Origin of the sequence: Halomonas sp. GT, assembly GCF_002082565.1 — a bacterium.
Classification (GTDB): Bacteria; Pseudomonadota; Gammaproteobacteria; order Pseudomonadales; family Halomonadaceae; genus Vreelandella.
The window spans coordinates 2,854,951-2,879,846 of the sequence record NZ_CP020562.1; the positions used below are offsets into that span (position 1 = coordinate 2,854,951).

Annotated in this window: 15 protein-coding genes; 8 read left to right on the plus strand and 7 right to left on the minus strand. The window is 56.1% G+C overall.

Annotated elements, in window-relative coordinates; all coding sequences use genetic code 11:
- Positions 1–91 precede the first annotated feature (91 nt).
- Positions 92–1,231, minus strand: a complete 1,140-nt coding sequence (locus tag B6A39_RS13195) for a 5-(carboxyamino)imidazole ribonucleotide synthase (RefSeq protein WP_083006423.1) — start codon at positions 1,229–1,231, stop codon at positions 92–94.
- A 12-nt stretch (positions 1,232–1,243) separates the two neighbouring features.
- Positions 1,244–1,756, minus strand: coding sequence for a 5-(carboxyamino)imidazole ribonucleotide mutase (purE, locus tag B6A39_RS13200; protein ID WP_083006425.1), 513 nt, complete (start codon positions 1,754–1,756; stop codon positions 1,244–1,246).
- Positions 1,757–1,974: 218 nt separating this feature from the next.
- Here purE and B6A39_RS13205 point away from each other — a divergent pair, with 218 nt between their 5' ends.
- The 4 genes from B6A39_RS13205 to B6A39_RS13220 all read left to right on the plus strand — a co-directional run bounded on the left by B6A39_RS13205 (position 1,975) and on the right by B6A39_RS13220 (position 7,565).
- Complete coding sequence (locus B6A39_RS13205; protein ID WP_038477068.1) at positions 1,975–2,247, plus strand: XRE family transcriptional regulator; 273 nt, start codon at positions 1,975–1,977, stop codon at positions 2,245–2,247.
- A gap of 267 nt (positions 2,248–2,514) precedes the next feature.
- Positions 2,515–3,306: a sulfate reduction electron transfer complex DsrMKJOP subunit DsrO gene (dsrO, locus tag B6A39_RS13210; RefSeq protein ID WP_083006426.1), complete on the plus strand. Its 792-nt coding sequence runs from the start codon at positions 2,515–2,517 to the stop codon at positions 3,304–3,306.
- Positions 3,290–4,477, plus strand: coding sequence for an NrfD/PsrC family molybdoenzyme membrane anchor subunit (gene nrfD / locus B6A39_RS13215; RefSeq protein WP_083006429.1), 1,188 nt, complete (start codon positions 3,290–3,292; stop codon positions 4,475–4,477). Before dsrO ends, nrfD begins: the two co-directional genes overlap by 17 nt.
- Positions 4,470–7,565 (plus strand): molybdopterin dinucleotide binding domain-containing protein, encoded by a 3,096-nt coding sequence (locus tag B6A39_RS13220; protein WP_083006431.1) that lies wholly within the window; start codon positions 4,470–4,472, stop codon positions 7,563–7,565. The genes nrfD and B6A39_RS13220 overlap by 8 nt, the downstream gene beginning before the upstream one ends.
- A 19-nt stretch (positions 7,566–7,584) precedes the next feature.
- On the opposite strand, the gene chrA is transcribed toward B6A39_RS13220, so the two are convergent.
- Together chrA and ilvD are read right to left on the minus strand one after the other, a co-directional pair.
- Positions 7,585–8,778: a chromate efflux transporter gene (chrA, locus tag B6A39_RS13225; protein WP_083006433.1), complete on the minus strand. Its 1,194-nt coding sequence runs from the start codon at positions 8,776–8,778 to the stop codon at positions 7,585–7,587.
- A gap of 116 nt (positions 8,779–8,894) precedes the next feature.
- Positions 8,895–10,571 carry a dihydroxy-acid dehydratase gene (gene ilvD, locus B6A39_RS13230; RefSeq protein WP_083006435.1) on the minus strand — a complete coding sequence of 559 codons (1,677 nt, stop codon included), beginning with the start codon at positions 10,569–10,571 and terminating at the stop codon, positions 8,895–8,897.
- A gap of 152 nt (positions 10,572–10,723) precedes the next feature.
- On the opposite strand from ilvD, the gene recC reads away from it, so the two are divergent.
- A complete protein-coding gene (gene recC, locus B6A39_RS13235; RefSeq protein ID WP_083006437.1) occupies positions 10,724–14,350 on the plus strand; it encodes an exodeoxyribonuclease V subunit gamma in 3,627 nt (1,208 codons plus the stop codon).
- 34 nt (positions 14,351–14,384) lie between these two features.
- Here recC and B6A39_RS13240 read toward each other — a convergent pair whose 3' ends face one another.
- A complete protein-coding gene (locus tag B6A39_RS13240; RefSeq protein ID WP_083006439.1) occupies positions 14,385–14,870 on the minus strand; it encodes a helix-turn-helix domain-containing protein in 486 nt (161 codons plus the stop codon).
- A 221-nt stretch (positions 14,871–15,091) separates the two neighbouring features.
- Between B6A39_RS13240 and B6A39_RS13245 the strand changes: the two genes are divergently transcribed.
- Positions 15,092–15,580 (plus strand): DUF2938 domain-containing protein, encoded by a 489-nt coding sequence (locus B6A39_RS13245; RefSeq protein WP_083006441.1) that lies wholly within the window; start codon positions 15,092–15,094, stop codon positions 15,578–15,580.
- Between the two features lie 17 nt (positions 15,581–15,597).
- Here B6A39_RS13245 and pncB read toward each other — a convergent pair whose 3' ends face one another.
- Entirely contained in the window at positions 15,598–16,779 is a 1,182-nt protein-coding gene (gene pncB, locus B6A39_RS13250) for a nicotinate phosphoribosyltransferase (RefSeq protein WP_083006443.1), read from the minus strand.
- A 145-nt stretch (positions 16,780–16,924) separates the two neighbouring features.
- Between pncB and recB the strand changes: the two genes are divergently transcribed.
- Positions 16,925–20,749 carry an exodeoxyribonuclease V subunit beta gene (recB, locus tag B6A39_RS13255; RefSeq protein ID WP_083006445.1) on the plus strand — a complete coding sequence of 1,275 codons (3,825 nt, stop codon included), beginning with the start codon at positions 16,925–16,927 and terminating at the stop codon, positions 20,747–20,749.
- A complete protein-coding gene (gene recD / locus B6A39_RS13260) occupies positions 20,746–22,986 on the plus strand; it encodes an exodeoxyribonuclease V subunit alpha (RefSeq protein ID WP_083006447.1) in 2,241 nt (746 codons plus the stop codon). The genes recB and recD overlap by 4 nt, the downstream gene beginning before the upstream one ends.
- A 56-nt stretch (positions 22,987–23,042) precedes the next feature.
- Here recD and B6A39_RS13265 read toward each other — a convergent pair whose 3' ends face one another.
- A complete protein-coding gene (locus B6A39_RS13265) occupies positions 23,043–24,872 on the minus strand; it encodes an AAA family ATPase (RefSeq protein ID WP_083006449.1) in 1,830 nt (609 codons plus the stop codon).
- Positions 24,873–24,896 lie beyond the last annotated feature (24 nt).

A 24,896-nucleotide genomic window follows, 5' to 3' on the forward strand; every position in this document is an offset into this window, starting at 1 on the left:
GTATCTCTTTTAGCACGTTTACCAAGTAAAAGTAGCCTAAACATGCAATAAAAAAGCCGCTCCATTTGAGCGGCTGTTAAGCAATACGAGGCTATAGTGAGCTTTCAAAACTCCACGCCACCGGCGGTGCATCAGGTAGTAATGCCTGGCAAGCACGCACTTTTTCAAGCAGCTCGGCATGCGTGTCAGCGACGACATTCACATGCGCCAGCTTACGCCCTGCACGCTCTTCCTTGTCATAACGGTGCAAGTGAGTATTGCCAATCGCCAGCATCGCGGCATTGTCACCTTCCTGGCCAATGACGTTCACCATGCAAGTAGGCGCAATGGCTTGGGTGCTGCCAAGCGGTAGGCCTTGCACAGCGCGCAGATGATTTTCAAACTGGCTCGTCACCGAACCGTCCATCGTCCAGTGGCCAGAATTATGCACGCGTGGAGCCATCTCGTTAGCCAAGAGGCTGCCATCACGCGTTTGGAATAACTCCAACGCCATCACGCCAACATAATCAAGTTCATCTAACAGCATGCGAATGTAGCTGTCGGCTGTCTCTTGAACGCTGGCAGCTAAATCCGGTAGCGGCGCAACGGAATAGCGCAAAATGCCATCTACGTGTTGATTTTCCGCCATGGGATAAAACACCACATCCCCATCACGACCGCGCACGGCAATCATCGAGACTTCCCGTACAAAATCGACAAACGCTTCAACGATCAGCTGACGGTGACCAATGCTCTTCCATGCCTCTTCAGCCTGCTCTGGCGTTTTCAGCACCGCTTGCCCTTTACCGTCATACCCCTCAGTCACTGATTTGGCGACCACGGGGCAGCCCAATTCATTCGCTGCCGCTTCAAGCTGTTCGGCACTCTCAACGACGCGGTAAGCCGGTGTAGGAATACCCAAGCGGTCGAATAAGGCTTTCTCTTCAACACGGTTTTGGCACACCGCAATTGCGCGGCTTCCTGGGTAAACGGGCTTGTGCTGCTCAATTTGCTCAACCAGCGCTACGGGCAGATGCTCAAACTCATAGGTCACTACATCGACCTTATCGAGAAATTCTGCCAAATGCTGGTTGTTGGGATCGACAATCACGTCGCCAATGCCCGCGCTGGGGTTGCCGGTCGTGTCTAAAAACGTGAAGCGATTACCTAGCGGATAGCCAGCCAATGCCAGCATGCGACCAAGCTGGCCTGCACCTAGCACACCGATGTTCTTTGAGATGCCAGAGTTCATTACCAGGACTCCTTAGTTCGCTTCCGCATCGGGACGAGGGTCTGGGTTATCCAGCACCATTTGAGTTTGCTCAGCGCGGAAAGCCTCGACCGCTTCACGCACGGTGGTGTCTTGCAAACCGACAATCTGTGCTGCCAACAGGCCTGCATTGGTCGCCCCTGGTTTACCAATCGCCAGTGTGCCAACAGCGATTCCACCAGGCATCTGCGCAATTGAAAGCAATGAATCCAAGCCTTTAAGCGCTTTGGATTCTACTGGCACGCCCAGAACCGGCAACGCCGTTTGGGAAGCCACCATGCCGGGCAAATGGGCGGCACCGCCCGCTCCTGCCACAATCACTTGCAGGCCACGTTCAGCGGCGCTTTTAGCATAATCAAACAACAAGTCAGGGGTACGATGAGCGGAGACGACGCGAGTCTCATAAGGGACGCCCAGCCGCTCTAACATCGCCACCGCGTGTTCCATGACGGGCCAATCAGATTTTGACCCCATGATCACGCCCACTTTGGGTGCGCTGTTTGACATGCAAAAACTCCTCGGCCAAAGGGCCTACTAAAGCAATCAAGCGTTTAATGTGCCGTGTGCCGCAAGCGGCTCACCAGGAAATTAGAAGGCGCATAGTCTACCAGAGCTAGTCGCTTAGAGCGCGTTTGTAAATAGATCGAAATTTTAATCAAAGTAGCATTGAAAAGCGCGCGACTTGGCGGCATTGTGTGTTTGTCATTTCAGACTGATGGAGTCCCATGAGTACGGCATACTCAACTGCTCACGCAGAAACGCTAGATCCTCCGCGAAGCAGCCCTGACCTTGATGTCAGGGACTTAGAAAAACGTACGCGCCTCATGCGTATCATTACCCGCCTGATCGCCGTATCAGATCTGGGAAGCCGCGAAATAGCCCGCCGGGCGGGGCTTCCAGTACAAAAGATCAGCGACCTGCTCGCCGGAAGGCTAGAGCACCTAGATGTTGATGAACTCAATGTCTTGCGTCGCACGTTAGAGCTGGAGACGCCATAGCAACAGTTGCTACCTAACGTGATCATTCATCCCTTTTGTTTGTTAACAGGCTTGCCCAGTGGGCAGGCCTGTTTTTGTTTCAAAACAGATAATTAGCGTTTTAAGATTAAGGGAGCATTAAGAAACCCCCTCTAACTCATTGACACGCATCAATTTTTTATAATACCAAAGGCGTAACCTTAGCGTATTCACCTCATTCGCCTGTAGCAACGACGTTTTATTAGCGACGTTGATAACAGCGATATTTTTATTAGCTAAGGAGGCGTTATGGACGCCATACGCCGGTCGTTACTAGGCCAGTTGGCCCGACTAAGCGCGGGCGCTGCGCTAGTCCCGCTATCCAGCCTTGCCCCAGCCAGCCTTGCCCAAGCTGGCATTAATCAGCAGCCTGCCCGCCGCGAGGGCGACTCTAGCAAACGCTACGGCATGCTAATCGACCTTCGCCAATGCATCGGCTGCCAGGCCTGCACCGTGTCGTGTCATATCGAGAATGCTGCACCGCTTGGCCAATTTCGAACCACCGTCTCTCAGTACGAAGTGCAACACCATGAAAGTGGCGAACTGGCAACGTTTATGCTGCCGCGGCTATGCAACCACTGCGAAAATCCACCCTGTGTTCCGGTTTGCCCTGTTGAGGCGACCTATCAACAGCAAGATGGCATCGTTGTCGTAGATAGCGACCGCTGTGTCGGCTGTGCTTACTGCGTCAATGCCTGCCCCTACGATGCCCGCTTTATTAATGAGCGCACTCAAACTGCCGACAAATGCACCTTCTGTGCCCACCGTTTAGAAGCAGGGCTACTGCCTGCCTGCGTTGAAAGCTGCGTGGGCGGCGCCCGCATTATTGGCGATATGCGCAACCCAGACAGCCAAATCAGCCGTCTGATCAACGAGCACCGCGACGCGCTCATGGTGCTTCAGCCAGAAAAAAACACCCTTCCCCAAGTGTTCTATTTAGGTATGGACGAACGATTCACTACACGCCCCGTGGCAGAACCCGTGGCGCTTGAAGTGCTCGACCCCCACGGCCAGGAGATGGGCTATGAATTCCACCATTGAACTACTCGCCCCACGCTATGACATCGCCTGGTATCCCTGGGCAGTTCAGTACTTTTTTATGATCGCGGTCTCCTATGCAAGCCTTTGGCTGGCGGCGCCCGCACTAGTGTTTGGCAAGCAATCCTGGTTGCCTACAGCACGTCTAGCGCTCATCGCCTGCGTCAGCACAACGTTAGTCGCACCGGTGGCCTTATTGGCAGATCTACACCAGCCACTGCGCTTTTGGCATTTCTACGCCTACGCCAATACGCATTCGTGGATGTCGATTGGCAGTGTGGTACTGCCGCTGTATCTGATCAGCGTTTTAGGCTTCGCCTGGCTGGCTTGGCGTCCCGCACTGCAAGCTCGGCAACAGGCAGCGGGGCTGAGCGGGTTGATCGCCAAGTGGCTGAGCATGGGCAGGGGTGCAACACCCAAAGCACTGGTTGCCCTGGTGGGGTTGGCCGCGCTGATGCTCTCAAGCGGCATTATGCTCTACACCGGAGCGGAGTTAGCTATCGTCAAAGCTCGCCCCTTATGGAACACAATTTGGCTACCGCCCATGCTGGTAGCGAGCGGATTTATTGCCGCCGCTGGGTTAATACTGGTCCTCAACCGCGTGAGTAGAATCTGCGCGCCCGACGCCACCCGGCAGATGCTCTATGTCCTGCTAGCCTTCTGTGCGCTAGCGGGGCTTATCGCGCTCAGTTGGTTGTTAGATGGCTTGAATGCCCACGTTGGCTCAGTGGCGGCGGCATTGGAATCTGTCCGTTTCAGCCCCTCTTGGCGCAGCACCGCACTTTGGGGTGGCCTTACCGGCGTTGTGCTATTTGCCAGCGTAGTATTTCTGTTAACGCGTTCGGCTCAGCGCCAGCCAGCACTGTTTGCCTGGGCATGGTTGCTAGGCCTGGTGGCAATCCACATGGGCTGGATGTTCCGTTGGGTAGTGCTGATGGATGTTCAACATGTAGCCCGTAACAGCGCAGGTTTCCATCACTACGGTATCCCTGCTGGCTCTTCCGGCATCTTAGGCATTGTAGGCACTTTCGGGCTGTGGCTGGCGGCCATTTTACTGATCGAGCTATTTATTCCATGGCGACAGGCCCAACAAGGCAGTCAGCTACCAGGCAACGACCAAGCTGCATCTCGCGCCCCACTCACTGCTAACAAAGGAGCGCCTAGTCATGGCTAAGTCTGCTCAAGATCCCTCACGCCGTCGCTTTCTAAAAGGTGCAGCTGCCGCTGGTGGTGCTGCTACCTTTGCCGTGGGCTACGCCGACCCGTTGGCTAAAATGGCCAAAGGCATTACCGGCAGCGCAGGTGAAAAACCGCAGCATAATATTCATGGCAATTCGCTAACGCCTGAATATCGTGTCAATTTAGCGACCGGCGAACTAACGCTCACCCCCGATCAACGGGTCGCTTTTACTATTTGCTACGGCTGCACCACCCAGTGCGGTGTGCGCGTGCGGGTCGATGACACGCGTGGCGAAGTGCTGCGAGTAGCTGGCAACCCCTATCATCCACTTTCTGCCGATGACCATTTGCCAATGCGCACACCGGTGGCAGATGCATTACGCAGCGTGAGTGCTTACCAAGAACAAGGGCAAGTTAACCGCTCTACCGCGTGTGCCCGTGGCAACGCAATGATGAGCCAGATCACCAACCCGTTCCGTATTGATCACTGCCTTAAACGGGTCGGTGAACGAGGCAGTCGCGAGTGGCAAAAAATATCGTTTGAGCAACTTATCGAGGAAATTTGCGAAGGAGGCGATCTGTTCGGTGAAGGTCAGGTAGACGGCCTACGTGACATTCGCGACCACGACACGCTGATTGACCCCGACAACCCTGAGTACGGCCCCAAGGCTAATCAACTGATGGTCATGGAAGCCACCGACTACGGGCGCTCGGATTTACTTAAACGCTTCACCTTAAACGCCTTTGCGACCCGCAACTATGGTCATCATGGCGCTTACTGTGGCCTAGCGTTCCGCATGGGCTCTGGGGCAGTGATGAACAACATCGTCACTAATGCTCACGTAAAGCCAGATATACAGAACGCACGCTTTATCATGTATATCGGCTGCGCACCCAGCCAGGCAGGCAACCCGTTTAAACGCCAGGGCCGCTTGCTTGCACAGGCACGCGCCGCCGGCACGCTGGAATATGTGGTGGTGGATCCCGCGCTTAATTCTGCAACTTCCCATGCCGCAGACAACAACCGCTGGGTGCCGATCCGCCCTGGCACCGACAGCGCCTTTGCCATGGCGCTTATTCAGTGGCTATTGGATAACCACGGCTATGCAAAGGAATTTCTTGAACTACCCGGTCAAGCCGCCGCCGATGCAGCAGGGGAAACCACTCACTCCAATGCCACCCATTTAGTGATTGATACCTTCGAGCACCCGCGCCGAGGCTACTTTTTGCGCGCCAGCGACCTTGGTTTTGCCGAGCCAGGTAGCGATGCCGACCTACCCGTCGTGGTGTCAGAGGGCGACCTTGCACTATGCGAAGAGGTAATGACCGCGGACCTGTTTGCCGAACGCCCAGTGGAGCTTGCCGACGGCACCACCGTCACCGTCAAAACCAGCCTAGCGCTGCTGCGTGAATCCGCCAATCAGTACGACCTGGACACCTACGCTGAACATTGTGGCATTCCCAAGGCAACGATTATCGAGCTTGCCCAACGTTATGCTAGCCATGGCAGAAAAGCTGCCGTTAACTGCCACGGCGGCATGATGTCAGGCAATGGCTTTTACGCCGCGTTTAGCGTGCAAATGCTTAACTTGCTGGCTGGCAACTACAATATGAAAGGTGGCAGCGCCGTGGGCGGCGGCACCTACAGCGGCACCGGAGAAGGCCCCCGCTACGACCTCGCCAACTTCCCTGGCAAACGTGGGCCCCAAGGCGTGTTTCTCTCCCGTTCACGTTTTCCCTATGAGAAATCATCGGAGTACCAGCGCAAGGTCGCGGCAGACGAAAACCCCTATCCCGCGAAAGCGCCCTGGCGTTCATTGGCACCGCCAACGCTCACCGAGCACTTACCTTCCGCATTGGATGGCTACCCCTATCCGATCAAAGCGGTGATTGGCTGTATGGCTAACCCAATTTATGGCCAAGCGGGCCTGAAAGGGGTAATTGTCGATAAGCTGAAAGACCCCAAACGGTTAGGGCTCTTTGTTGCAATCGATGGGTTTATCAACGAAACCAACCGCTATGCCGACTACATTGTGCCTGATTCGGTGATGTACGAAGTATGGGGCTTTGCAGGCTCCTGGAAAGGCACGCTGGGTAAACTCTCCACCGCTTGCTGGCCAGTGGTAGAACCCCGCCAGCAAAAAACCGCTGAAGGTGAGCCGGTATCTATGGACAGCTTCTTTATCGCCGTTGCTAAACGGCTAGGGCTGCCAGGCTTCGGCGACAACGCTATTCCCGATGCCGACGGCAATCTTCACCCGCTCAACCGCGCTGAAGATTATTACCTACGGGCGGCCGCCAATATTGCCTTTCAAGATGAACCACTGCCAGAAGCGAACGCCGCGGACATTACCCATGGCGGCATTGCCCCGCTACTGCCCAAACTCGAACGTACACTTAAAGCCGACGAGCGCGGCCGCGTTGCCTACCTTTACGCCCGGGGCGGGCGCTTCGAGGATGCCAGCGAACACTTTGTTGGCGAACACCTGAAACATCAGTGGAAAAAAACGCTGTGTATTTACAACGAAGCGGTGGGCACCAGCATTGATACCACTAACGGGTTACCCAACAGCGGCGTGCCCTGCCACAAGTTGCCCCAGCTCGCCAACAAGCAACCCATGCGTGAGGTATTTTCAGAGCAGGAGTGGCCGCTGCTAGCGTTTTCATTCAAATCTAACCTGATGAACTCTTATGCCATTGGTAACGAGCGGCTAAGAATGATCAAGCCGTATAACCCTGTGCAAATGCACCGCCAAGATGCCGAGCGCTTCGGCATCCAGCATGGCGACACCATCCGTATTGAAAGCCCAGGCGGCAGCGTGGTGGGGCTTGCTCTGGTGAGCGAAAGCGTTGTACCCGGTGCACTGGGTATTGAACACGGCTACGGGCACAAAGATTTAGGTGCCACGCCACACGTCATTGACGGTCAATCCCAGCCAGATATGCCCTGGATGCGCGCAGGCATCAACATCAACGACCTAGGCTTTCAAGACCCAACACGGGAGGTAGGCGGTACATGGCTAGAGCCCATCAGCGGTGCCAGCGTGCGTCAAGGTTTACCGGTTAAAGTGAGCCGGGTGTAACGTGGATGGGGTAGTGACGCTACAGCGTGATCACTACCCCACCCAAGGCGATGACGATCACCACAATCCACGCAGGTAGCTTCCATACGGTCAGCAGTAAAAAGCCCGTCAGCGCCAGAAAAAATTCATAAGGCCCGATAATCGCGCTGGTCCATACTGGCTGATAGAGCGCCGTGCCTAAAATACCCACCACTGCCGCGTTAGCGCCGCGCATCAACGCCTGAGCGCTCTGCCAGCGGCGAAAGTGATTCCAAAAGGGCAACACCCCCACCAACAGCAAAAAGCCAGGAATAAAGATCGCCAACAACGCCAGCAGCGCGCCAACAACGCCATTCATACCGGGCAGTAGCGCGCCTAAATACGCTGCAAAGGTGAATAGCGGGCCTGGCACCGCCTGGGCAGCCCCATAGCCTGCCAAAAACTCATCTGCGGTAATCCAGCCGGATTGCACCACTTCCGCTTCCAGCAGCGGCAGCACCACATGCCCACCGCCAAATACCAGCGCGCCAGAACGATAAAACGCATCGGCCACCGCTAGCCACGCAGCGCTGCCTGCCAACAACGGTAGTAAGATCAGCAGCGCAGCGAACAGCCCCAACGCCACAGTGCCTGCACGGCGAGATACTGGAAACTGCAGTGGCTCGCTGGGCGTAGCCGCGGCAACCATGCGGCACAGTGCCAACCCGGCGATACCGCCTAGCACAATCGCAGCGACCTGCCCCAGCGGCCCGCTGACCATGACGACCACAAGCACTGCCGCCAGCGCAATCCCCACCCGGGTTTGATCGGGGCATAGGTTACGCGCCATGCCCCACACCGCGTGGGCCACAATGGCCACAGCCACCACTTTTAAGCCATGAATGATGCCGCTAGCAATCGGACCATCCAGTACCGCCGCGCCAAACGCAAACAGCGCCAGTACTATGGCGGAAGGCAGCGTAAACGCCAGCCACGCCATGGCCGCGCCCCAAGGCCCGGCGCGCATCAGGCCTAAGGCAAAGCCCACTTGGCTACTAGCAGGTCCCGGCAAAAATTGGCACAGCGCCACAAGATCAGCGTAGGCGCTTTCGCTTAACCACTGGCGGCGCTCTACAAAGGCCGTGCGAAAATAGCCCAGGTGCGCCACCGGCCCGCCAAACGAGGTCAACCCCAAGGCCAAAAACGCCCAAAACACTTCGCTTACCCGCCCACGTGGCGATGCTAGTTCAGCCATTGTTCCCACCATTTACCAATGAAAAAGCGCAAGGCTTTTATATTAAGCCTTGCGCTTGACTGCTTTATGACACGTTTAATGCCTAACGTTAAAAAGGAAGTTAAGTCATTTTACACTTAGTCTGTTACCGCACCGGTACTGGCAGAACTGACCAACTTGGCATACTTCGCCAGCACGCCTTTGCGATAACGCGGTTCTGGCTGCTGCCAGGCGGCGCGGCGACGCATCATTTCTTCATCACTGATGTCCACTTCAATGGTGTCGGCTTCCGCATCAATGGTGATGGCATCGCCATCCTGCACCAGCGCCAGCGGGCCGCCATCGAAGGCTTCCGGTGACACATGACCAACCACAAAGCCATGGCTGCCGCCGGAGAAACGCCCATCGGTAATCAACGCCACATCATTTCCCAAGCCGCGCCCCATAATCGCAGACGTTGGCGTAAGCATTTCGCGCATGCCGGGGCCGCCTTTCGGGCCTTCATAACGAATCACCACGACATCGCCCGCCACCACGGTGCCATCGTTAATGCGCGCCTGGGCCTCTTCTTCAGAGCCAAACACCCGAGCGGAACCGCTAAAGCGTGTACCTTCCTTACCAGTAATTTTGGCCACTGCACCTTCCGGTGCTAGGTTGCCAAACAGAATACGCAGGTGGCTTTCGGCTTTAAGCGGGTTACCCAGCGGCGCAATAATCTGCTGATCCATGGGATAAGGCTCAACTTCTTCCAGGTTTTCGGCCAGCGTTTTACCCGTCACCGTTAAGCAGTCGCCATGCAGTAACCCAGCATCCAGCAGGATTTTCATCAGCGGCTGAATACCACCAATCGCCACCAGTTCGCTCATCATATAGTGGCCGCTGGGACGCAGGTCAGCGACTACCGGTACACGCTTGCCAATTTCAGTAAAGTCAGAAAGCGCCAGTTCAACGCCAATAGTGCGCGCCATGCCAATTAAATGCAGCACCGCGTTAGTAGAACCACCCAGCGCAATTACCACAGTAATCGCATTCTCAAATGCTTCGCGGGTCATGATGTCAGAAGGCTTGATGTCACTGGCCAGCAGTGCCAGCACGGCCTCACCTGCCGCTTTACAGTCATCGCGCTTGTCTTGGGAAATAGCGTTCTGCGCCGAGCTACCCGGCAGGCTCATACCCAATGCTTCAATAGCAGATGCCATCGTATTGGCCGTGTACATACCGCCACAGGAACCCGGGCCAGGAATCGCGGTTTCTTCGATGTTTTTGAGTTCAATCAGATCAATATCACCACGGGAGTGCGCGCCCATCGCCTCAAATACCGACACGATATCGGTATGGCCTTTACCAGGCATAATGGTGCCTCCATACACAAACACGCTGGGGCGATTCAGACGCGCCAAGCCCATCACACAACCCGGCATATTTTTGTCACAGCCTCCAATCGCCACCAGCCCATCAAAGCCTTCACAGCCCGCTACGGTTTCAATGGAATCGGCAATCACCTCGCGGGAAACCAGCGAATACTTCATGCCTTCGGTGCCATTAGCAATGCCATCGGAAATAGTGATGGTATTAAAGATCACCCCTTTACCACCCGCCGCGTCGGCACCGTCACGGGCGAACTCTGCCAACTCACCAATGTGGCTATTGCACGGGGTTACCATGCTCCAGGTAGAGGCAACGCCCACCTGGGGCTTAGTAAAGTCATCATCGTTAAACCCCACCGCCCGCAGCATTGCGCGGCTGGCTGCCTTGCCAGGGCCATCCACCACCTGGGCTGAATGGCGGCGGGTATTATTAGTAGGCTCGGTCATGGGGAATTCCTCTTTGCTTGACTCACATCGCTTTACGCACGGTATCCACATAGCTTGGCGATATAACGCGCATCCCGCAAGACACTTAACTTATGGCACCATAGCGCTACGCGCTATTCCCAATGCCTAATGCCGCGAAGGAACACCACCGCATGTCTGCCAATTCACACTGCTCACCAACGCCATTCTCGCCAACGTCGCTTACCCCTGGCTTTATGGTGGTGCACGCTAATCGCCTGGAAGACTTGCGCGGGCTGGCGGTGCAGTGGATGCGCTTGCACCCGCTGGGACCACTGGAAAACGAAACCATTCTGGTACAGAGCAACGGCATTGGGCAGTGGTTAAAGCTGGCGCTGGCGGAAGACCCAGAAAACGGCGGCGCAGGCATCGCCGCCGCGCTGGATGTCATGCTGCCTGCGCGGTTTTTATGGCAGGCCTACCGCACGGTGCTCACCCACGTAGATCAAGATGGCGACGCGGTGCCTGAAACCTCGCCGTTTGATAAATCGCGCTTGGTATGGCGGCTGCTACGCCTGCTGCCCACGCTAGCTGGGCAGGAAGTGTTCGCGCCGCTGGCCCAGTTCTTGGAAGTCGACCGCGACCAGCGCAAACACTACCAACTGGCCGAGCGGCTGGCAGATTTGTTCGACCAGTATCAGGTTTACCGCGCCGACTGGCTGGATGCCTGGGCCAACGGTAACGACGTACTGATTACCGCTCGGGGCGAACCCCGCCCGTTAGAAGAGCACCAGCGCTGGCAGCCTGCGCTCTGGCGCATATTGCGCGAAGATGTCGCCGCCACCCAAGGCGATGCAGGCCTTAACAGTAGCCGTGCCCAGGTGCATCGGCGCTTTTTGAAAGCGACAGAACAGCTGGAAGGCCAGCCTTGCCCGCGCGGCTTGCCTCGGCGGCTGATTATTTTTGGTATTTCATCGCTGCCCCAACAAACCCTGGAAGCCCTGGCGGCACTCTCTCGCTGCTGCCAAATCGTGCTGTGTGTGCACAACCCCTGCCAGTTCTACTGGGCAGATATCATCGAGCACAAAGACTTACTGCGCGCCAACCGCTACCGCCAGCGGCGCAAAACCGGCATGCCCGAAGCGTTGGATGTACTGGGCACTGGTGACGCCGACGATGCCCTACATCTGCACGCTCAGCCGCTACTCGCCGCTTGGGGCAAGCAGGGCCGCGACTACCTGCGCCTGCTGGATGAACACGACGATTCGGGCAATTATCAAACATTGTTTGAGCAGCAGGCGCTGCGTATTGATATGTTCGAGCCGTTTAACGGCGTTGATCGCGACTGCCTGCTCAGCCAACTGCAAGATGATATTCGCGAACTGCGCCCCGTGGCGGAAACCCAAACTCACTGGCCCGCGCTAAGTTCGGCAGATGACTCCATGGTGTTTCATATTGCCCACGGCCCTCAGCGGGAAGTTGAGATTCTACACGACCAGTTGCTGGCCGCCTTCAGTGCCGACCCCAACCTGCGCCCGCGGGATATCATCGTCATGGTGCCAGATATCGACCGCTACGCGCCGCATATCGCCGCGGTGTTTGGCCAGCTACAAAATGACGACCCGCGGCATATACCCTATACGCTTTCCGACCAAGCCAGTCGCCACCGCCTGCCACTAATGATTGCCCTAGAAAAGCTGCTGCGCCTGCCAGAGCTGCGTCTTTCGGTCAGCGATTTGCTGGATCTGCTCGATGTACCCGCTCTGCGCCAGCGCTTTGGGCTGGAAGAGCGTGACCTACCGGTACTAGAGCGCTGGATGGAAGGCGCTGGAATTCGTTGGGGGCTGAATGCCAAGCAGCGCCAGACTCTCGAACTTCCCGGCGGGCTAAGCCAAAATACCTGGGCGTTTGGTCTGCGCCGCTTACTGCTGGGCTACACAGTGGGCGAAGGCCACGCATGGCAAGGTATCGAGCCGTTTGACGACATCGGCGGGCTGGAAGCAGGCCTTGCCGGGCCGTTAGCCACCTTGTTGGAAAAGCTCGAAGAGACCTGGGAAACCTTCTGCCAGCCCACCGATGCCGCTAACTGGGTAGCGCGGCTACGCACGCTGCTGGAAACCTTCTTTCTTACCGACGACGCCCAAGAAAGCGTGATGCTCACCAAGCTGGAAAACGGCTTGCAGCAAATGCTGGAAAGCAGCGAGGAAGCCCAGTTAAACGAACCGCTGCCGCTCTCCATGGTGCGCGAACACTGGCTGGCACAGATTGATGAACACAGTCTTTCCCAGCGTTTTCTAGCTGGTGCCGTCAACTTCGCTACGCTAATGCCCATGCGCGCCATTCCGTTTAAGCGCGTGTGCCTGCTGGGCATGAACGACGGTGAGTACCCCCGCTCCCAGCCACCGTTAGATTTTGACTTAATGGGCAGTGACTACCGCCCCGGCGACCGCTCCCGCCGGGAAGACGACCGCTACCTGTTTTTGGAAGCGCTGCTCTCCGCCCGCGACCAGCTCTATATAAGCTGGGTAGGCAGAAGCCAAATCGACAACACCCCGTTACCGCCTTCGGTGCTGGTCGGCCAACTGCGTGACCACCTGGAAGCAGGCTGGCAGATCGAGAAAGGCACGCCGCTGTTGGAAGCGCTCACTACCGAGCACCCGCTGCAGCCGTTTAGCCGCGTTTATTTTGATGCCAACACGCAAGTCACGCGACTGTTTACCTATGCGCATGAATGGCGCGAGGTACACGCACTGCGCACGCCTCAGGCTACCCTCCCCACACTTCCCCCACCGGAAAACATCCCATCCAGTCTGACGCTTGGCCAATTGGGCCAATTCCTACGCGAGCCAGTACGCGCCTTCTTCAATACCCGGCTGGGGGTGTATTTCGAGCAGGAAGCGATTGCCGAGCTAGACGAAGAACCATTCGCCCTGGATGGCCTGCAAAACTGGCAGCTACAAGACCAACTGATCGCCGCCCAGCGCCACGCCATTGATCGTGGCGAGCCACGCATTGAAGCACTGCACGCAGCCCTTGAGCGTTTTCAGGGCCAAGGTGTACTGGCCATGGGTGCCTTTGGCGAGCGCATGCGCGATGCCTTAGCAGAACCCATGGAAGCCCTGTTCAGCGACTACGAAGATGCTTTGGGCGCTTGGCCGATTGCGCTAGGTGACCCAGCAGCCATTCACCTGGAAGGCAGTAACGGTATTACGCTGGAAGATTGGCTGGGCGAGCTACGCCAGGATGACGCGGGCAACCGCTGCCGTCTGTTATTACTCAGCAGCAGTCTGATCAAGAACAACAAGTACCAGTGGCATCTGCTGCTACGCCACTGGGTTGCCCACCTTGCGGGCAATCTCAGCGGCCCGATGACCACCCAACTGCTCTCCAAAGCGGGCAACATCACCCTGGAACCTATCGCTGCCGACACCGCCCGCGCGCACCTGGAAACCCAGCTAAGCGCTTGGCAACACGGCCTGGAAGTGCCGCTTCCGCTGGCTCCCCAAGCCGCCTTTGCTTGGCTGACAAAACTGGGCACACCTGACATTGCGATTGAGAAAGGCAGGGAAAGCGACGCCTACGCCGCGGCCGAGAAAGTCTATGAGAGCGGATTTAAAACCACCGGCGAAGCCGACCAAAGTCCTTATCTCGGTCACCAATGGCCCCGCTTCGAGCGACTGTTTTTCGACCGCACCGCCAACGAAAAACACACCTTTGCCGAACTCACGGAAGCGCTGTACGCCCCGCTGTTTTACGCTGTGAAAGGTAATGCGAAGAAAGATAATGGGAACAAAGATAACGCGAAGAAAGCGGCATCGTAATGCGTTAAGCGCCTCTTCTAGCCCCTGTTCAAGCTCAGCCGTGTCCATGGGGTGAACAAGGTTTACTCCCTTTCTGCTTGGCCCGGCTGTTCTTCTGCGTAAGGCGCTTTTTCTGCTCAGGCTTACGCCCAGCCTGGCGAGCCAATGCGATGCGCATTAAGCGCTGAAATGTCGGGCACTCCAGGTGACTCGGCGCGGTGCAGGTCGCCACATGACGCAAACCGTCACGAAGGGCTGTCAGCTCGTTAATGCGGCGGTCCAAGAGATCCGCCTTAGCACTCACCGCTTCACGGTCGATTTCCGGCTGCCGTTGCGTGCCAAGCATGTCGCGCATCTCGGCCAGAGAAAAACCCGCGACCTGCCCCAACGCAATCAGCGACAAGCGTGTTAAAACGCTGGTCTCAAAAACCCGCCGCAGACCATTGCGCCCCACCGACCTAATCAGGCCAACTTCTTCGTAATAACGCAATTTCGAGGCAGGAATACCGCTTTTTCGCGACAGTTCGGAAATATCGAGCATGGCACTTGACTTAAAGTTGACTTGAAGTAATAGGCTACAACGCTTCTCCCTTACGTATCCACCCACGCTTCTACCCACACTTCTATCCACACTGTCTGGAGTCTAACAAGCATGCCTATTTTCAATACGCACAGCCGCCCATACGCCGTTGCTAAACCGTTAACAAGAGCAAGGATAACAAGCACAAAGATGAGCGAGGCAAAAATGCCTGGAGTACAGCAATGAATGGGCTGTTGACCAATGCGCTACTGCTCGGCCTGGGAGCAACCGCTTTTATGGATATGGTCGCGCTGCTGCAGAAACGGCTGCTGGGTATTCCCTCGCTGAATTACGCCATGGTCGGGCGTTGGCTGGGGCACTTGCCGAGAGGCAGGTTCATCCACCGACCTATAGGTGAAAGCGCCAAGATCCAGGCAGAGCTAGTACTAGGGTGGCTGGCGCATTATCTGATTGGCGTCGCTTTTGCGATGACATTCTTAGTGCTGGTTGGGCCAAACTGGCTGGCACGTCCCTCGCTCATACCGGCGTTAGGCTTCGGTGTGATAACGGTAATTGCGCCATTTCTAGTTCTGCAGCCGGGTATGGGCGCAGGGGTTGCCGCTCGCAAGACGCCGCAGCCAACCACCGCCAGGCTGCGCAGTCTTTTCGCGCATGCCAGTTTTGGCGCTGGCCTCTGGCTGGCAGGCATCATAGCGATGATGGTTCTGTAGGCCAGAATGAAACCGACTTAAAGTCTCGTCTCGCTTAACGAGAGTATCCGTTTTGCTAACGAAATCATCTCCGGGTCGCCGGTATGCTTATCCGGCACGTCGGAGAGTTTGATCACCGGCAGCCAGCCCTGCCCTTCGGGGCGCGCCTCGACCATTTTGATCACCATATTCATCGGCTCAACGCCGACATCATTAGTGAAGTTGGTGCCGATGCCAAACGCCATCCCAATCCGTTCCTGACAAAACGCTTGAATGCGCTCGACTTTTTCCGGCGTTAAGGCATCCGAAAAAATGATGGTTTTGCTCAGCGGGTTAATACCCAGGCGTTCATAGTGAGCGATGGTTTGAGAGGCAAACTCAATCGGGTCGCCGCTATCATGGCGTACGCCATCGAACAGCTTGGCGAATTTTTTATCGAAGCTGTCGAAGAAAGCGGACGACGTGAAGGTGTCCGTTAGGGCAATCCCCAAATCGCCACGATACACATCCACCCAGTGCTCTAGGGCAAGACTGTTGGCCATTTTGAAGCCAAAGCGGGCACCGTGGAACATAAACCACTCGTGCGCGTGGGTGCCTATCGGCTTCACATCGTGGCGCATGGCCAGCAGCACATTGCTAGTGCCGCTAAAGGCTTCACCACCGTAGTGGCGCAGTGCTTCCACCACTCGATCGTGAACCGCAAATGAGAAACGGCGACGCGTGCCGAACTCGGCAATTTTCAGCCCTAAGCGGCGATAAAGCTCGATCTTCTCCTGGGTGCGTTGCTCGATCAGGGCATCGTCATCATGGGTCACCGAGATGCCACGTAGCCGATACCAAAGTTCGCTGATCAACGCCATCAGCGGCACTTCCCATAAAATAGTGCGGTACCAAGGCCCCTCGATGACCACCGAAAGTTCACTGCCCTGCTGCTCGATAATTATCTCGGAGGGTTCGTAACGAAAGCCCGCCAGAAAATCGAGATAGGTCGGGTCAAGATAAGGGCAGGTAACTTCCAGGTAGCGCTTTTCCTGGTCGGTCAGGCGAAGCGCCGCCATTTTATCGATCTCGTGACGAAGCGCAGCACCAAAGCCTTCAGGAAACGCGTGCTGGCCACGATTGATAAATGCGTAACGTGCATGTGCATAGGGAAAGCGTTTGATCACGGCGTTCTGCATCGTGATTTTGTAGAAGTCATTATCCAGAAGCGAGGTCAGCATGAGATCTCTTCGTGTGAGTGAACCGAAGCCGCTGGTAGCGTAAACTGAGCGTCCTAAGAGTGGCTTGGCGACAAGATTATCAGGTGGCGAAGCACTCATACAGTCTAGGCCCCGCGCCGGGGCGCTTTGCTTTCGGAGACCCGTGATGAGTCAGCCCGCCCCGCTTAACCCTCTTACGCTACCGCTTCACGGCAGCCGCTTGATTGAAGCCAGCGCGGGCACGGGCAAAACCTTCACCATCGCGCTGCTCTACGTGCGCTTGGTGCTGGGCGGGCAGCACAGCGAAGACGACAGCGCCTTTGTACGCCCGCTCACCCCGCCGGAAATTCTGGTAGTCACCTTCACCAATGCCGCCACCCAGGAACTACGCGAACGTATCCGCCACCGGCTGGTAGAAGCTGCAGCGGTGTTTAGGGCCACTGATGATGCTGGTTCGGATTCCTTGCTCCTCCAGCTCCGCGAGCAATATGCAGAGGCCACTTGGCCCGCCTGCGCCCGCCGCCTGGAGCTAGCCGCCGAATGGATGGACGAAGCCGCCGTTTCCACCATCCACAGCTGGTGCTATCGCATGCTGCGCGAACACGCCTTCGATAGCGGCAGCCTGTTCTCGCTCAACCTGGAAAACGACCAGCGCGAGCTGGAACAAGAAGTGGTGCGCGACTACTGGCGCACCTTCTACTACCCGCTGGATGCCGACGCCCTGGGCAGCATTACCAGATACTGGAAATCGCCGGATAAACTCCACGAAGATGTACGCAAGCTGCTCCACGAAAGCGACGCCCTCGGCAGCCAACGCCCCGCGCCAGCCGACACACTAAGCGCTGCCGACGCCGAACGCAGCGCACGCCTTGAAGAACTAAAAGCTCCTTGGCGAGCGTGGGTACATGAACTACGGCAGCTTTTTGACGATGGCCAAACAGCCAAGCACTTTGCCCCTGGCAAAATGCGCAAAGATCATCGAGGAAAATGGCTGGATAAAATTCAGCAATGGGCGGAAAGCGACCTTGTCAGTCCTGATATGGATAAGAAGGCCACTGCATGGAAGCGACTGACACCGGCGGGCATTGCTGAAATCTGGAACGGAGAGCCACCGAACCACCCAGCGTTTGAGGCGTTTGAGGCACTGCCCGCCGCCCTCAACGCCTTACCCGAACCGCGCAAAGACTTGCTGATTCACGCCGTGCAGTGGTGCAAAGTACGTATGGAGCGCGAGCAGGAACGCCGCGCTGAAATGGGCCCCAACGACCTGCTCACCCATTTAGACCGCGCCCTGCAAGGCCCCAACAAAGATGCCCTGGCCGCGCAGATTCTGCGCCAGTTCCCCGTCGCGCTGATTGATGAGTTCCAGGATACTGACCCGATTCAGTACCGCATTTTTAACGCGGTCTATGACGTCGCCAACCCCCGCCGCGACGCCGCTATGCTACTGATCGGTGACCCCAAGCAGGCCATCTACGCCTTTCGCGGTGCGGATATCTTCACCTATCTGCAAGCCCGCCAAGACACCGCAGGCCGCCACGTCACGCTGGGCACCAACTTCCGTTCCAGCCGCGCCATGGTGGAAGCCGTCAATCACTGCTTCCACTACGCCGACCAGCACCCGGCTGGGGCGTTTCTATTTCGCGATGAAGGCGGTGAGAACCCCCTGCCGTTCTTATCGGTAGCCGCCAAAGGCCGCGACGAACAGCTGGTCCACCAAGGCCAGCCGCTGCCCGCCATGACACTTTGGCCGTTAACAAGCGAAGAACCACTTTCCAAAACCGCCTACCAGACCGAGATGGCCGAACGCTGCGCCTCTTATATGGTGGAATTGCTCGCGGCAGGCCAAGGTGGCAATAAAGAAAGCCAAAGCGGCTTTCAGCAAGGCGATGACCTGACCCCGCTAAAACCTTCCGATATGGCAGTGCTGGTCAACGGCCTTCAGGAAGCCCGCGCCATTCGCTTAGCGCTGGCCAGCCGTGGGGTAAAGAGTGTTTACCTTTCCGACCACGACAAGGTGTTTAGCTCGCCCATGGCAAAGCAGGTAGAACGCTGGCTGCGCGCCTGCGCCGAGCCGCTAGCCAGCTCCCGCCAGGCCGAAGCCCACCTGCGCGCCGCCTTGGCCACGCCAGTATTGGGGCTAAGCCTAGCCGACCTTGATCACCTGCAACAAAACGAACTGGCCTGGGAAGCGCGGGTAGAGCAGTTCAGCCACTATCATCGCCTATGGCAGCGCCAGGGTGTGCTGCCCCTGGTACGCCGTATGATGGTGGATTTCGACATTCCCGCCCGCCTACTGGGGGAATTCGAAGAGGGTGAGCGCTTGCTCACCGACCTGCTGCACTTGGGCGAATTGCTGCAGCAAGCCAGCGCAGAACTGGACGGCGAACACGCGCTGATTCGCTTTCTGTATGAAGCCATTGCCGACCCGGAAAGCCACGGCGACAGCCACAAGCTGCGCCTGGAAAGCGACGCGGATTTGGTCAAAGTGGTCACCATCCACAAATCCAAAGGGCTTGAGTATCCGCTGGTATTCCTGCCGTTTATCGCCAACCACCGCCCGGTAAGCGATAAAGACATACCGCTGCGCTGGCACGACGCCCAAGGCAACCTTCAGCTCAGCCTAAACGCCGATGAAGAAACGCTGGCCACCGCCGACCGCGAACGTTTAGGGGAAGACCTGCGCAAGCTTTATGTGGCGCTCACCCGCGCCCGCCACGCGACTTGGCTGGGGCTAGCCCCGCTGCAAGGGTTGGAAAATAGCGCCCTCGGCTACCTGATTAGCGGCGGAAAAATGATTGCACCGGCAGAGCTAACTAGTGCGCTGGAAGCGCTGGCTCAAGGCAGCGAGATTGCTGTCAGCGAGCCACCGGCCCCTACTGCACAGCGCCTTGCACTCTCTGCACAAAGCGCCACGCTTGGCCACGCCCGCACGCCCGCGCGCCCAGCCAAGGAACACTGGTGGATTGCCAGCTACTCGGCGCTGCGCCTTTCCGGCACACTCACCGCCCCCACGGCCACGCCACTGGAGCCCACCACCGCCCAGGAAGCCACAACATTTGAAGTACTGGATGAACCACAAGATATTTCGCTCATGCCTGATGACATGGAAAGTCTTCGAGCGAAGGCCAGTCTAGGCAATCTTTCGCGAGAAAGCGGAGTTTACGAGGGGTTAAATGAGCATTTCGAGCGAACGATTAACAACGAATGGGCGAGCGCAGACACTTTCCACCTGCATAAATTTCCCAGGGGGCCAGGGCCGGGCACATTTTTACACGGGCTGTTGGAATGGGCAGGCAGACAAGGCTTTGCAGCCGCTGCTAACGATCAAGATTCACTCAACGATATGCTATGGCGGCGCGTGCAGCTGCGCGGCTGGCAAGCATGGCAGGAACCGCTGGCTGGCTGGCTTGCAGCGCTACTCACCACACCGTTGCCGCTGGCCGCGCCGAACCAACAAAGCGTCGCGCTCACCGAACTCAGCAGCTACCAAGTAGAGCTAGAATTCTGGCTGGCCGCCCAACGGGTCAACACCCAAGCGATTGATGCACTGATAAGCAAGCACTTACTGCCAGGGGTTGAGCGCCCAGCGCTGGATGCCGATACCCTAAACGGCATGCTCAAAGGCTTTATCGATTTAGCCTTCGAGCACCAAGGGCGCTTTTACGTGTTGGACTGGAAATCGAACTATTTAGGGCCGAATGACAGCGATTACGAACCGGACGCCTTGCGCCATGCGCTGCTGGCCAAGCGCTACGATCTCCAGGCCGCGCTTTACCTGCTGGCTATGCACCGGCTGCTAAAAGCGCGCCTGCCCAACTACGACCCGCACCAGCACTTGGGTGGCTCGATGACGGTATTTCTACGCGGCAGCCGCAGCCCAGGGCGCGGGGTATTTTCCGAGCCCGCCCCGGTTGAACTGATCGAAGCACTGGATAGCCTGTTCGCAGGCGCATCGTTTTCAAGCCCCGCACAGGAAGCGACGGTATGAGTAAGCCCAAAGACACCCACACCTTCGACCTGTTTGGCGATGCCGTCGAGACACAGGATGCCCAGCCTTCAATGGCCCCCGCCCCAGTGAGCGCTCACCTTGCGTTAAGCGATACCGCTGAATTGCTAACCCTATGCGAGCGCTGGGTAGCCAGGGGCTGGCTGCGTGATTTAGACCGCGCCCTGGTGCGCTTTTTAGCGGCAGAAGCACCGGATGCCCCCGCGCTGCTGCTGTTAGCCGCCGCCCTGGCCAGCCACCAGCTAGGCCGAGGCCATGTGTGTCTGGACTTAAACGCCACGCTTAACGCACCGGATTTCGCCCTTTCGCTACCGCCAGAAGGGGATGATTTAACCGACCCGCCACCGCTGCCTAGCGACGTGCTGGCAACGCTCACGCTAAGCGAATGGCAAGCCGCGCTGCACCACCCGCTGCTCACCAGCGAAGGCCCCGGCAACACACCGCTGGTGGTAGTGACCACTCACTCAGGTTCAGACACGCGGCTCTACCTGCGCCGCTACTGGCAGTACGAGCAAACCCTGCACCAGCAAATCGCCACACGGTTAGAAGCGATGGGTGACGACAGCCAGCCCGACCTTCTTTCCCAGGCTCTGAACGTTCTGTTCAAGCCAAGCGACGGCCTCGACTGGCAAAAAACCGCCTGCGCCCTGGCCGCCCGCAGCCGCTTCGGCATTATTACTGGCGGCCCCGGCACCGGCAAAACCACCACCGTGGTGCGCCTGCTCGCCCTTCTGCAAACCCTGCAACTGGCTCACTCACCCAGCCAGCCGCTGCGCATTCGCCTAGCCGCCCCCACCGGCAAAGCCGCTGCCCGCCTGAATGAATCCATCGCTGGGCAAGTCAGCAGTTTGCCAATTGCTCAGCTAGAAACGCTGCTAAGTGAACACTCACCTTCCGCGGCCCCCAGCGCAATAGCAATTCCCACTGAAGTGACAACGCTCCATAGACTTCTAGGCGCCCGCCCCGATACCCGCCACTTCCGCCATAGCGCTACCAACCCGCTAGCGCTGGATGTACTGGTCATCGACGAAGCGTCCATGGTGGATATCGAAATGATGGCCGCCGTGCTGAGCGCCCTGCCCGCCAATGCACAGTGCGTGCTGCTGGGGGATAAAGACCAGCTAGCCTCGGTAGAGGCTGGCTCGGTACTCGGCGATTTATGCCGCCGTGCCGAAGCCGCCCACTACACCCCAGCAACCGCCCAATGGCTGGAAAGCGCCACCGGCCAGCCGCTGCCAGAAGAGTACCTGGATGCTGACGGGCAGCCGCTCGACCAAGCCATTACCATGCTGCGGGTAAGCCACCGCTTTAACGAACACAGCGGCATCGGCCAGTTGGCCCAGGCGATTAACCAGCCCAGCCATGCCCAAACTGATTGGGAAAAACAGCAGGCCGTTAGCGCCGTGCTGCGCCACGGCTACCCAGACTTACACCACCTAACGCTTGCTGAGGACACCGCGCTGGATAAGCTGGTGATTCACGGCAGCGCGGATAAGTTTCTCAATGGAGGTGAAGGCCGCACCAACCACAAAAATGAACCCATCGCCCCGCCCACTGGCTATCGCCATTACCTAAAGGTGCTGAACGCACAGCGCCCGCGTGGGGAATCGTTTGAGGACAACCCTGCGGCCTATAACGCCTGGGCCTTTGATGTGCTAAGTGCCTACAGCCACTTTCAACTGCTATGCGCGCTGCGCAAAGGTCCCTGGGGGGTAGAAGGCTTAAACCTGCATATCGCCAAAACCCTACGCAGCGAAAAGCTGCTGTTTGGCAGTGATTACACGCTGGAAAAAGGTTGGTATGAAGGCCGCCCGGTACTGGTCACCCAAAACGACTACGGCCTAAAACTAATGAACGGCGATATCGGCATAACCCTGGCGATGCCGGATCCCCGCAATCCGCAACAAAAGCTGTTAAGAGTCGCCTTTCCTTCATCAAGTGCCACGAGCGATGCCGATAACCCCATCCGCTGGGTGCTGCCCTCCCGCTTGCATGCGGTAGAAACCGTATTCGCGATGACAGTACACAAATCCCAAGGCTCGGAATTCCTGCACACCGCCCTGCTGCTACCGCCGACGATCAATCCGATTCTCACCCGCGAGCTGGTCTACACCGGCATCACCCGCGCCCGCGATTGGCTCACGCTGGTGGAAGCCAAACGCGGGGTGTTGAATGAGGCGGTGACTAGGGAGGTTATGAGGGTTAGTGGGATAGGATGAATTTAACGTCCACGTAAAGCACACGAGATATACGAGCGTCGTATTTAACGCGCTTGTTAAGGAGTTTCTCGAAGATGATCCAAGTATGGGCTGCACAAAGTAATGAACGTAGATTTCCAACCACCAGGCAAATCAACAAATGCATTCCCCCAATTATTCTGTATATGCAGATGAGCTTTATACGGTTTTTCACTACTTGAAACCTCATAGCCCAACAAATCTTCAATACACTCCTCAATCATAACCCTTCGGTCATTTCCAGTTTGAGCCAATATTGGGGCATTCATCGCTTCTGCACGCTCTGTTCCTGCGTCTCGGTCGTGCATAAAAATGTAGTTCACATCTAGTGCATTCAAATATTTTGCAATTGATATAAGTACTGCCTTTCCTCTAGCCCTTAGAAACTCACAGTTTCCTATAACTTTTGCCTTGTCCTCATGAGACAGCCTTTTAATCGTCTCTCGCACGACGACTTCTTCTGTATCACCTTCGACAAACACACACTTTTTCGAGAAGAACATTCTTGATATATAGTCATCAACCTTTAAGAGCATTTTTAGGTTTTGTTTTTCATCTCCGACGAGCGTAACGAAGGCCTTTTCGAGATTAAAAGAATTTGCTGTCGAAAAACCACCTTCAGTAAAACTAAATTTCGTGAGACTCATACTCTTTTCTGATCCAAGATCAACCATATAAGGCGAATGAGTAGTTGCTATTATCTGACAGTTCGGGCCAGCCAAGTCATACAATGAGTCCCGCATTTGGCTTGCAGCCGAAGGGTGCAAATATATTTCAGGTTCCTCAAAACAGAATATGGTTGCCCGAGGGTTATCAGTATTTCTATTTATAAAATCTTGCACAAATCTTAGCAGCTGGAATGCTGTTGCCCTGATCATTCCATGCCCCTGATAGTCAACGGAGGTTTTTACATTACTCTCCATTTCCACTTTAAACTGGGGCTTTATAGATTTATCTGGCACATCGAGTGTCGCGCTAACATGTACAGACGAATCAGGAAAAAGGGTATCTACCATTCCATTCAGATCGCGAATTAGCTGCCCAAAATCCGTTTCTTCATCATTTGGATTAAGCTCGGAAGCTAGGGCATTAAGAAAAGTCTGTGCTTGAGCGTAGTTTTTAGAGTTGCTTCTAACCGTATCAAATAGCCCCCCCAACAGGTTAAACAATGCTCCACCAGGACTTGTTAGCTCTGAAATACACGACTCTGCTGGTATTACGACGATAATAGGAAGCTTAGACAACACGTTGCCGGGGATGCCACCTGGATTCTCTACCCAAGTAGGTTCTTCGTCTACTTGAACATCCCAACATTCTGGCAAATCTAATAGCTTTGGCTTTGTTGCTGCAGTAGTTAGATTTTTCTCAAAATTAGCTTCGCCAAAATGCTCTTTTAGAAATGCTTCCGAGTAATGCTCTCCTACAAGATCCGATACTTTTCTGCAGTCAGCATACATGGCACTTCTTGTTCTCGGGTATTCCTTCATAAATATCTTCGGCCTACTTTGATTAAGAGACCAAACTTTTTTATAAACAATAGAATTCCCCGTCTCTCCTTCCAGTTCATTTCTAGAGAATAGAACTCTACCTTTAAACCCCAACCAACTATTGGCTTCATTCGGCAAATTGTGATATTCCGCTATAATCTCAACGTCTTCTTCGTAAGTATAACTCTCTTCCTCTTCATTATACTCTTTTGAATAGTCCTCTCTATCCAAATTTGAATTTTTGTGAAAATGTTCCAGTGCGGAAAATACGCTGGATTTTCCAGCATTGTTTGGCCCGATAAGAAAGGTAGTATCTCTAAACTTGATGTGGCAATTCTTGAGTTTTCTAAAATTTCTTATTTGGAGCTCATGCAATCTCATTTAAAAATCCTTATTTTTATTTGG

What these genes read in the sequence shown, in the direction of transcription:
- purE (WP_083006425.1), bottom strand. Translation starts at nt 1,756, where the DNA reads ATGTCAAACAGCGCACCCAAAGTGGGCGTGATCATGGGGTCAAAATCT.
- chrA (WP_083006433.1), bottom strand. Translation starts at nt 8,778, where the DNA reads ATGGCTGAACTAGCATCGCCACGTGGGCGGGTAAGCGAAGTGTTTTGG.
- B6A39_RS13245 (WP_083006441.1), top strand. Translation starts at nt 15,092, where the DNA reads ATGAATGGGCTGTTGACCAATGCGCTACTGCTCGGCCTGGGAGCAACC.
- B6A39_RS13205 (WP_038477068.1), top strand. Translation starts at nt 1,975, where the DNA reads ATGAGTACGGCATACTCAACTGCTCACGCAGAAACGCTAGATCCTCCG.
- ilvD (WP_083006435.1), bottom strand. Translation starts at nt 10,571, where the DNA reads ATGACCGAGCCTACTAATAATACCCGCCGCCATTCAGCCCAGGTGGTG.
- B6A39_RS13195 (WP_083006423.1), bottom strand. Translation starts at nt 1,231, where the DNA reads ATGAACTCTGGCATCTCAAAGAACATCGGTGTGCTAGGTGCAGGCCAG.
- dsrO (WP_083006426.1), top strand. Translation starts at nt 2,515, where the DNA reads ATGGACGCCATACGCCGGTCGTTACTAGGCCAGTTGGCCCGACTAAGC.
- pncB (WP_083006443.1), bottom strand. Translation starts at nt 16,779, where the DNA reads ATGCTGACCTCGCTTCTGGATAATGACTTCTACAAAATCACGATGCAG.
- B6A39_RS13265 (WP_083006449.1), bottom strand. Translation starts at nt 24,872, where the DNA reads ATGAGATTGCATGAGCTCCAAATAAGAAATTTTAGAAAACTCAAGAAT.
- B6A39_RS13220 (WP_083006431.1), top strand. Translation starts at nt 4,470, where the DNA reads ATGGCTAAGTCTGCTCAAGATCCCTCACGCCGTCGCTTTCTAAAAGGT.
- recC (WP_083006437.1), top strand. Translation starts at nt 10,724, where the DNA reads ATGTCTGCCAATTCACACTGCTCACCAACGCCATTCTCGCCAACGTCG.
- recD (WP_083006447.1), top strand. Translation starts at nt 20,746, where the DNA reads ATGAGTAAGCCCAAAGACACCCACACCTTCGACCTGTTTGGCGATGCC.
- nrfD (WP_083006429.1), top strand. Translation starts at nt 3,290, where the DNA reads ATGAATTCCACCATTGAACTACTCGCCCCACGCTATGACATCGCCTGG.
- B6A39_RS13240 (WP_083006439.1), bottom strand. Translation starts at nt 14,870, where the DNA reads ATGCTCGATATTTCCGAACTGTCGCGAAAAAGCGGTATTCCTGCCTCG.
- recB (WP_083006445.1), top strand. Translation starts at nt 16,925, where the DNA reads ATGAGTCAGCCCGCCCCGCTTAACCCTCTTACGCTACCGCTTCACGGC.